General features: G+C 74.0%; 6 protein-coding genes. 1 reads left to right on the top strand and 5 read right to left on the bottom strand.

The genetic code is table 11. From position 1 onward, the window contains the following. Window positions 1-268: 268 nt before the first annotated feature. Together A2U95_RS13205 and A2U95_RS13200 are read right to left on the bottom strand one after the other, a co-directional pair. Entirely contained in the window at window positions 269-550 is a 282-nt protein-coding gene (locus A2U95_RS13205; RefSeq protein ID WP_003950507.1) for an HU family DNA-binding protein, read from the bottom strand. A gap of 342 nt (window positions 551-892) precedes the next feature. Beyond that, a complete protein-coding gene (locus tag A2U95_RS13200) occupies window positions 893-2302 on the bottom strand; it encodes an NAD-dependent malic enzyme (RefSeq protein ID WP_166022308.1) in 1410 nt (469 codons plus the stop codon). Window positions 2303-2913: 611 nt separating this feature from the next. Here A2U95_RS13200 and A2U95_RS13195 point away from each other — a divergent pair. Next, window positions 2914-3159 (top strand): LPXTG cell wall anchor domain-containing protein, encoded by a 246-nt coding sequence (locus A2U95_RS13195; protein WP_166022307.1) that lies wholly within the window; start codon window positions 2914-2916, stop codon window positions 3157-3159. 36 nt (window positions 3160-3195) lie between these two features. Here the strand turns inward: A2U95_RS13195 and A2U95_RS13190 are convergent, their stop codons facing one another. From A2U95_RS13190 to A2U95_RS13180, 3 genes are all read right to left on the bottom strand, one after another. Beyond that, the gene (locus A2U95_RS13190; RefSeq protein WP_166022306.1) at window positions 3196-5550 is read right to left on the bottom strand and encodes a HelD family protein; all 2355 of its coding nucleotides are present in this window, start codon (window positions 5548-5550) and stop codon (window positions 3196-3198) included. A gap of 39 nt (window positions 5551-5589) precedes the next feature. Next, the gene (locus tag A2U95_RS13185) at window positions 5590-6768 is read right to left on the bottom strand and encodes a uroporphyrinogen-III synthase (protein ID WP_166022305.1); all 1179 of its coding nucleotides are present in this window, start codon (window positions 6766-6768) and stop codon (window positions 5590-5592) included. A gap of 131 nt (window positions 6769-6899) precedes the next feature. Next, window positions 6900-8291 (bottom strand): nitrate/nitrite transporter, encoded by a 1392-nt coding sequence (locus A2U95_RS13180; protein WP_166022304.1) that lies wholly within the window; start codon window positions 8289-8291, stop codon window positions 6900-6902. Window positions 8292-8511 lie beyond the last annotated feature (220 nt).

Genomic DNA, 8511 nt, shown 5'->3' with positions numbered 1-8511 from the left:
GCCGGGGGGCCTCCGCGCCTCCCGCCGCCGGCCGGCGCACGGCCTCGCGGGGTGCGTGCGGGCCCCGGGCCCGCACGGCCGTTCCCGTCCGCCGCACGGACCCCCGCACGCGCTCCCACCGCACCCGGCGCCGTGCGGCCGCCCTCCGTGCGACGACCGGAACGGCCCGGACAGGCCCGGGGGCGGGCCCGCGCGAGGCGGGGAAAAGGTGAAGGGCGGCCGCCCCGGAGTGGGGTGGCCGCCCTTCACGCTGCCTGAGGGGCCGGGGTCACTTGCCCTTGGCCGCTTCCTTCAGCTTGCTGCCCGCGGAGACCTTCACGCTGTAGCCGGCCGGGATCTGGATCGGCTCGCCGGTCTGCGGGTTGCGGGCGGTGCGAGCGGCACGGTGGGTGCGCTCGAAGGTCAGGAAGCCGGGGATGGTGACCTTCTCGTCGCCCTTGGAGACGATGTCGCCGACGACCTCGGCGAACGCGGCCAGAACGGCGTCGGCGTCCTTGCGGGTCACCTCGGCGCGGTCGGCCAGCGCGGCCACCAGCTCACTGCGGTTCATGTTCTTACTCCCGTGTTTCTTCTTGCCGTTGAGGCGTGCCACGCGGCGGAGCCGCATGTCGGGCACAGCGAAGCCGATGCTGCCAGGGTCACCGGAGAGTCCCCCGCACCCGGGTCCGTGGTCGGACCCTCGCGCCCAGAGAGGCATCCTGCCCCCACCTGCGGCGCTAAAGCCAATCCGGTCCCGACGAACACGGCGGGGAGTCACACGTACGCGTGGCGTGTCCGCCACACGCGGTGGCTCCGACCGCGGTGCCCCACCACGTTACGTCCTGCCGCGGACAGCGCCCGCCCCGCCCCGCCGGTCCCCGCCGGGGCGGGGACCGGCGGGGACCCGGGGGCGTCAGCCCTGGACGGACTCGGCGGCCCGCCGGACCGCCCCGGCCACCGCTCCGGCGACCTTGTCGTTGAAGACGCTCGGGACGATGTAGTTGGCGTTCAGCTCGTCCTCGGTGACGACGTCGGCCAGCGCCGCGGCGGCCGCCAGCATCATGCCGGTGTCGACCGTGCGGGACTGCGCGTCCAGCAGGCCGCGGAAGACGCCGGGGAAGACCAGCACGTTGTTGATCTGGTTCGGGAAGTCCGAGCGGCCGGTGGCGACCACCGCGGCGGTCTGCCGGGCCACCGCCGGGTCGACCTCCGGGTCGGGGTTCGCGAGCGCGAAGACGATGGAGTCCTGGGCCATCGCGGCCACGTCGTCGCCGTCCAGGAGGTTCGGGGCGGAGACGCCGATGAAGACGTCCGCGCCGCGCACGGCCTCCTTGAGGGTGCCGGTGAGGTTCTCGGGGTTGGTGTTGTCGGCGATCCACCGCAGCGCCGAGCCGGGGGTGGCGTCGACCAGGTCGTGCCGGCCGGCGTGCACCACTCCGTGGATGTCGGCGACCACGGCGTTCTTCACGCCGGCCGCCAGCAGCAGCTTGAGGATGGCGGTGCCGGCCGCGCCGGCGCCGGACATGACGACGCGGACGTCGCCGATGTTCTTGCCGACCACCCGCAGCGCGTTGGTGAGCGCCGCCAGCACCACGATGGCGGTGCCGTGCTGGTCGTCGTGGAAGACCGGGATGTCCAGGGCCTCGCGCAGGCGGGCCTCGATCTCGAAGCAGCGCGGGGCGGAGATGTCCTCCAGGTTGATGCCGGCGAAGCCCGGGGCGATCGCCTTGACGATCTCGACGATGGCGTCGGAGTCCTGGGTGTCCAGGCAGATCGGCCAGGCGTCGATGCCCGCGAACCGCTTGAAGAGGGCGGCCTTGCCCTCCATCACCGGCAGCGCCGCCTTGGGGCCGATGTTGCCGAGGCCGAGCACCGCGGAACCGTCGGTGACCACGGCGACCGCGTTGCGCTTGATGGTCAGGCGGCGGGCGTCCTCGGGGTTCTCCGCGATGGCCATGCACACCCGGGCCACACCCGGCGTGTAGACCATGGAGAGGTCGTCACGGTTGCGAATGGGGTGCTTGGACGCCATCTCGATCTTGCCGCCGAGGTGCATCAGGAAGGTGCGGTCCGAGACCTTGCCCAGCGTGACGCCCTCGATGGTGCGCAGGTTCCCGACGATCTCGTCGGCGTGCGCGGTGGAGGTGGCGGCGATGGTGACGTCGATCCGGAGCTTCTCGTGGCCCGAGGCGGTGACGTCGAGGCCGGTCACCGAGCCTCCGGAGGACTCCACGGCGGTGGTGAGCTGCGACACGGCGGTTCCGCTCGCGGGCACTTCCAGCCGGATGGTCATCGAGTAGGAGACGCTGGGCGCCGTTGCCATTGCGGACTTCCTCTGCTTTCGCGTGTACTGCTGTGCGATCGCCGCGGGGCCTGCGGCGCCGCGAGGTGGGGCAGGCGCCGAGGCGGTGGCAGGATCGAATGTGCTGTCCGATCGTCGCACCTACCGGCGAGTAGGCGTTAGCCGGGGACGATTCGCTGCGAATTGCCCGGTTGTCCTGGACGGGGGTCCCGGCCGGCCGGGGAACGACGAAGACCCATGCCGCCGATGTGGCCGACATGGGTCTCGCATTCCCTGAAGCGGAGAAGTGACACCGACCCGCCATGCTCGCCTCGCGGCAAGTGGTCGCTCGTAGCGACGAAGGTTGGGCCCGGGGGCTTGGATCGGGCCGGTGTCACTGTCCAGGCTAACAAACCGATCCGACCGCGCCAGGCCCTCGCGGCCCTTTTTCCGGACCGGCCGGACCGGCCGCCCCGCCGGGCGGGCCGGGACGGCCCCGCCGCCGTCCAAACCTGCCGTTACCCAATCGTTGCGCGGAGCAAAGCCGGACAGAGGCCGCCAACCGATCCGTAGGCGCCTTGACCTTGATCGTCGGGGAGGCGGAAGCTCGCACCTCGGCCTCACTCACCCACTTCTGTGCCAGAGGTGCCCCCATGTCGATCCGCTCCCTCCCCCGCTGGGCTGCCGCCGTCCCCGCCGCGGCATCCCTCCTCCTCGCCGGCGCGGCCGTCCCCGCCGCCGCCACCGGTGGGACGCATCACACCGAGGAGATCCGCCAGGAGCTCCCCGTCACCGCCGAGACCGGCACCACCACGAACCTCGGCTTCGCCGCGGTGCTGATGCTGGCCGCCGGTGGCGCGATCGTGGCCCGCAACCGCAGGGCGGACGCCCGCGACTGACGCCGCGCACGGCGCGAGGGGCGACCCCCGGGCGGGTCAGTCCCTCAGCAGGTCCGGGACGCCGTCCGCGTCGGGCTCGTCCCGCTCCCCGGAGACCACGGTGAGCTGCTGCGTCGCCCGGGTGAGGGCCACGTACAGCACCCGCAGGCCGGCCGGTGACTCGTCGGCGATCTCGGCCGGGGAGACGACCACCGTGGCGTCGTACTCCAGGCCCTTGGCCTCCAGGCTGCCCAGGGCGACCACCCGGCCGCCCAGCCCGTCGAGCCAGCGGACCGCCTCCTCGCGGCGGTTCATGGCGACGACCACGCCCACCGTGCCCTCGACCAGCCCGAGCAGCCGCTCCGCCTCGGCCCGCACGGTGGCGCCGAGCCCGTCCCCGGCGACGGCGAACCGCGGCTCGACGCCGGTGGAGCGCACCGCGGCGGGCGCCTCGGAGCCCGGCATCGCCAGCGCCAGCACCTTGGCGGCCAGGTCGGCGATCTCCGAGGGGTTGCGGTAGTTGACGGTGAGGGTGAACCGCCTGCGGGGCCGGGTGCCCAGCGCCTCGTCACGGGCCTGGGCGGCCTCGTCGGGGTCGGACCAGGAGGACTGCGCCGGGTCGCCGACCACCGTCCAGGTGGCGTGCCGCCCGCGCCGCCCCACCATCCGCCACTGCAGCGGCGTCAGGTCCTGCGCCTCGTCGACGATGACGTGCGCGTACTCGACCCGCTCCTTCGCCAGCCGCTCCGCGCGCTCCCGCTGCGACTCCTCGCGGACCGGCATCAGCTCCTCCAGGCCGGTGAGCTGGTCCAGCGGGTCCAGCTCGCGCCTGCGGCGGGGCCGCACGGGCGTGCCGAGCACGGCCTCCAGTTCGTCGAGGAGGGCGATGTCGTGGACGGTGAACCCGTCGCGGCGCAGCGACCGGGCGACCTTGCGCACCTCGCCCGGGTTCAGGACGCGGCGCGCCCAGCGGCCCAGCCGCCGCTCGTCGGCCATGGCGGAAAGCACGGCCCGCGGGGTGAGCTCGGGCCACCAGGTGTCGAGGAACTCGATGAACGGGTCCTCGGTGGTGACGTCCTCGTCGAAGGAGGAGCGCAGCTCGGCGGCGAGCTCCGGGTCGGTGTGCCGGGAGCCCGCGCCGGACTTCTGCCACAGGGCGTCCAGGAGCAGCTTGCGGGCGCGGGGGCGCAGCAGGTTGACCGGGGCGGTGCCGCCGAGGGCGGTGCGGCGGATCTGCTCCAGCTCGCCGGCCTCCAGCTCCAGGCGGCGGCCGAAGGCGACCACCCGCAGCCGGTCGGGGGCCGGGGTCTCGCCGCGCCCGCCGGGACCGAGCTCCAGGGCGCCCCGGGCGGCCTTGCGCAGCACCTTGAGCATCCGGTGGGAGCCCTTGATCCGGGCGGCGGCCGGGGAGTCGTGCAGGGTGGCCTCGACGCCGTCGACCAGTGAGCCGACGGCGCGGACGGCGACCTGCCCCTCCTCGCCCAGCGAGGGCAGCACGCCCTCGGTGTAGGCGACCAGCAGCGGCGTCGGGGAGACGATCAGGATGCCGCCCGCGTAGCGCCGCCGGTCCTGGTAGAGCAGGTAGGCGGCGCGGTGCAGGGCGACGGCGGTCTTGCCGGTGCCGGGTCCGCCCTCGACGTAGGTGACGGAGGCGGCGGGGGCGCGGATCACCTGGTCCTGCTCGGCCTGGATGGAGGAGACGATGTCCCGCATGGTGTGGCCGCGGGCGCGGCCCAGCGCGGCCATCAGCGCGCCGTCGCCGATGACGGCCAGCTCCCGGCCGTCCAGGTAGGCGGTGAGCCGCGGGCGCATCAGGTCGTCCTCGACGCCGAGCACCTTGCGGTTGCGGGAGCGGATGACGCGGCGGCGCACCACCCGGCCCGGGTCGACGGGGGTGGCGCGGTAGAACGGGGCGGCGGCCGGGGCGCGCCAGTCGATGACCAGCGGCGCGTAGTCCTCGTCGAGGACGCCGATCCGGCCGATGTGCAGGGTCTCGGCGATGTCCGCGGTGTCGTCCTCGCGGATCGCCTCCTCGGCGGGCTCGACGGAGGTGTAGGCGCCGTCGGGCCCCTTCTTGCCGTCCTTGCCGAGCAGCATGTCGATGCGGCCGAAGAGGAAGTCCTCGTACTCGTTGTTGAGCCGGTTGAGGTGGACGCCCGCCCGGAAGACCTGCGCGTCGCGTTCGGCGAGCGCGCCGGGCGTGCCGACGTGGCCCTTGCGGGCCGCGTCCCGCATGAGGAACTCCGCCTCGGAGATCTTCTCCTCGAGGCGGACGTACACGCGGTCGAGGTGTTCCTGCTCGAGGGCGATCTCGCGTTCCCTGGCGCTGTCCCCCGCCGCGTCGCCGTCCGTCCCGCGAGCCGTGTCGACCGCGTTCCCCTTTTGTGCCTGAGCGGCCACCGGTGTCCCCATTCATGCGTACTGGCGGCCGACAACAGTACGCGACCTGGATCAATTCGCGTACTTGGTGTCCGCCGAGGGGTCCAGGGCGAGCCGGTAGCCGCGCTTGACGACGGTCTGGATGAGCTTAGGGGCGCCCAGGGCGGTGCGCAGCCGGGCCATCGCGGTCTCCACGGCGTGCTCGTCGCGGCCCGAGCCGGGCAGGGCGCGCAGCAGGTCGGCGCGGGAGACCACCCAGCCCGGGCGGCGGGAGAGGGCGCGCAGCAGCGCCATCCCGGCGGGGGGCACGGGGCGCAGCGCGCCGTCGACGAGGACGGCGTGACCGCGGATCTCCACGGTGTGCCCGGCGAGCGGCAGGGCACGGGCGCGGGCCGGGAGTTCCTGGCAGAGCAGCTGGACCAGCGGGCCGAGCCGGAACCGCTCCGGCTGTGCGGTCCGCACGCCGTGGGAGTGCAGCGGCAGCGCGGTGACCGGGCCGACGCAGGCTGCCAGGACGTCGTGGGCGAAGGCGTCGAGGAGGGCGTCGAGCTGTCCGCGTTCCCCGGCGCGGGAGAGCAGCGAGGCGGCGGCGGGCGCGCTGGTGAAGGTGACGGCGTCGACGCCGCGGGCCAGGGCGGCGTCCAGCAGCCGGTCGACGGGGCCGACGTCCTCCGGCGGCATCCACCGGTAGACCGGCACCCCGACCACCTCGGCCCCGGCCTCGCGCAGCGCCTCCACGAAGCCGGGCAGCGGCTCTCCGTGCAGCTGGACGGCGACCCGGCGGCCGTCGACGCCCTCGGCCAGCATCCGGTCCAGGACCTCGGCCATCGACTCGGAGGCGGGCGACCACTCCTCGGTGAGCCCCGCGGCCCGCACCGCGCCCTTCACCTTGGGCCCGCGGGCCAGGATGCGGACCTCGCCGAGGACGCGCAGCAGGTCCCCGCCGAGCCCCCAGCCCTCCGCGGCCTCCACCCAGCCGCGGAAGCCGATGGCGGTGGTGGCGACCACCAGGTCGGGGGCACGGCCGAGCAGCTCCTCGGTGGCGGCGAGCAGTTCGCCGTCGTCGGAGAGCGGCACGATCCGCAGGGCGGGGGCGTGGACGACGTTCGCCCCGCGGCGCTGGAGGAGCGCGCCGAGCTCCTCGGCGCGGCGGGCGGCGGTCACCCCCACGGTGAAGCCGGCCAGCGGGCCGTGGCCGGCCGCCGGTCGCCGCTGCTCTTCGCCTTCCGGCTGCTGCTCCGCGTCTTCCATCTGTTCTCGTCCCGCTCCCGTTCCGCTCGTCCCGCTCCCGGCTCCCGCGGAGATGACGTCCCCCGCATGCGATCCGAGCCTGTCAACGGCGCGTGACAGGCTCGGATCTTCCTCATTTCGGCGTCGTTACGTCACACCTCGGCATAGCTGAGCTGGGGCTTCGCCTCGCCGCCCGCCGCGCCCGCGGCCGCCGGGGCGGCGGAGGCGGCCGGACGGCGAAGGTATACCGCCCAGGTGACGAGGATGCACACCGCGTACACGGCGAGGAAGGCGAGGAAGGCGCCGGTGCCGGAGCCGGTGGTCATGAACGACTGGCGGAACGCCAGGTTGATGCCGACGCCGCCGAGCGCGCCGACCGCGCCGATCAGCCCCATGGACGCGCCGGAGAGCCGCCGCCCGTAGGCGTCCGCGGCCTCGCCGCTCAGTCCGCGGGCCAGCGCCTTACGGTGGAAGATGCCCGGGATCATCTTGAACGTCGACCCGTTGCCCAGCCCCGTCAGCACGAACAGCACCACGAAGGCGCAGGTGAACGGGGTGAGCTCGCCCGCCCTGCCGGCCAGGACCAGCGCCACGGTGGCGGCCGCCATGGCGGCGAAGTTCCACAGGGTGATCCGCGCCCCGCCGAACCGGTCGGCGAGGCGGCCGCCGACGGGGCGGATCAGCGAGCCGAGCAGCGGGCCGACGAAGGTGACCCCCGCCGCCTCCAGCGGGGTCCGGCCGAACTGGGTCTGCAGCACCATGCCGAAGGCGAAGCTGTATCCGATGAACGAGCCGAAGGTGCCGATGTAGAGGACCGCCATGATCCAGGTGTGGCGGTCCTTCGCGGCGTCGACCGCCGCGCCGGTGTCGTTGCGCACCGAGGCGATGTTGTCCATGCGGGCCCAGGAGAGGGCGGCGGCGACCAGGATCAGCGGGATGTACACGCCGAGCAGCAGCCGGGGGCCGCCGCCCGCGCCGATCACGGCGAGCGCGACGAGCTGGATCACCGGCACGCCGATGTTGCCGCCGCCGGCGTTGAGGCCGAGCGCCCAGCCCTTCCGGCGGAGCGGGAAGAAGGCGTTGATGTTGGTCATGCTGGAGGCGAAGTTGCCGCCGCCGACGCCGGCCAGCAGGCCGACCAGGAGGAACGTGGAGAAGGACGTCCCCGGCTCCATCACCAGGAAGGCGGCGACGGTGGGGACCAGCAGCAGGCTCGCGGAGATCACCGTCCAGTTCCGTCCGCCGAACACCGCCACCGCGAAGGTGTACGGCACCCGGACGACGGCGCCGACCAGGGTGACCATCGAGGTCAGCAGGAACTTGTCCGCGGGCGTCAGGCCGTACTCCGGGCCCATGAAGAGGACCAGCACGGACCAGAGCGTCCAGACCGAGAACCCGATGTGCTCGGAGAGCACGGAGAAGGCGAGGTTCCGCCGGGCGACCTTCTCGCCCGTCTCCTTCCAGAACGTCTCGTCCTCCGGATCCCAGTGCTCGATCCAGCGACCGGACCTCTTGCCCGTGCTCGCGACGGGGGCTGTGCGCATGACGCCTCCACGGTGGCTCACCGACTGACGCCACCGAAGCTAGGCGTCCCGCGTTTCGGTCCCCGGCGCGGCGCGGTGACCGCGGTGGAACGTTGCTCTCACCCGCGGGGGGCACCGGCTGAGAGGTCCCGGGCGCGTGGCCCGGCTCCGCCGTGCCCGGGCGGGGCCGCGCGGGCGCGCGCCGGCCGTGCCCCGCGGGCGGCGCCCTCCGGACGGTCCG

The sequence above is a fragment of the Streptomyces chilikensis genome, from assembly GCF_001642695.1.
GTDB classification, from domain to species: Bacteria; Actinomycetota; Actinomycetes; order Streptomycetales; family Streptomycetaceae; genus Streptomyces; species Streptomyces chilikensis.
Note: the sequence above shows the minus strand (reverse complement) of the source record. Positions and strands in the feature narration are given on the sequence as shown.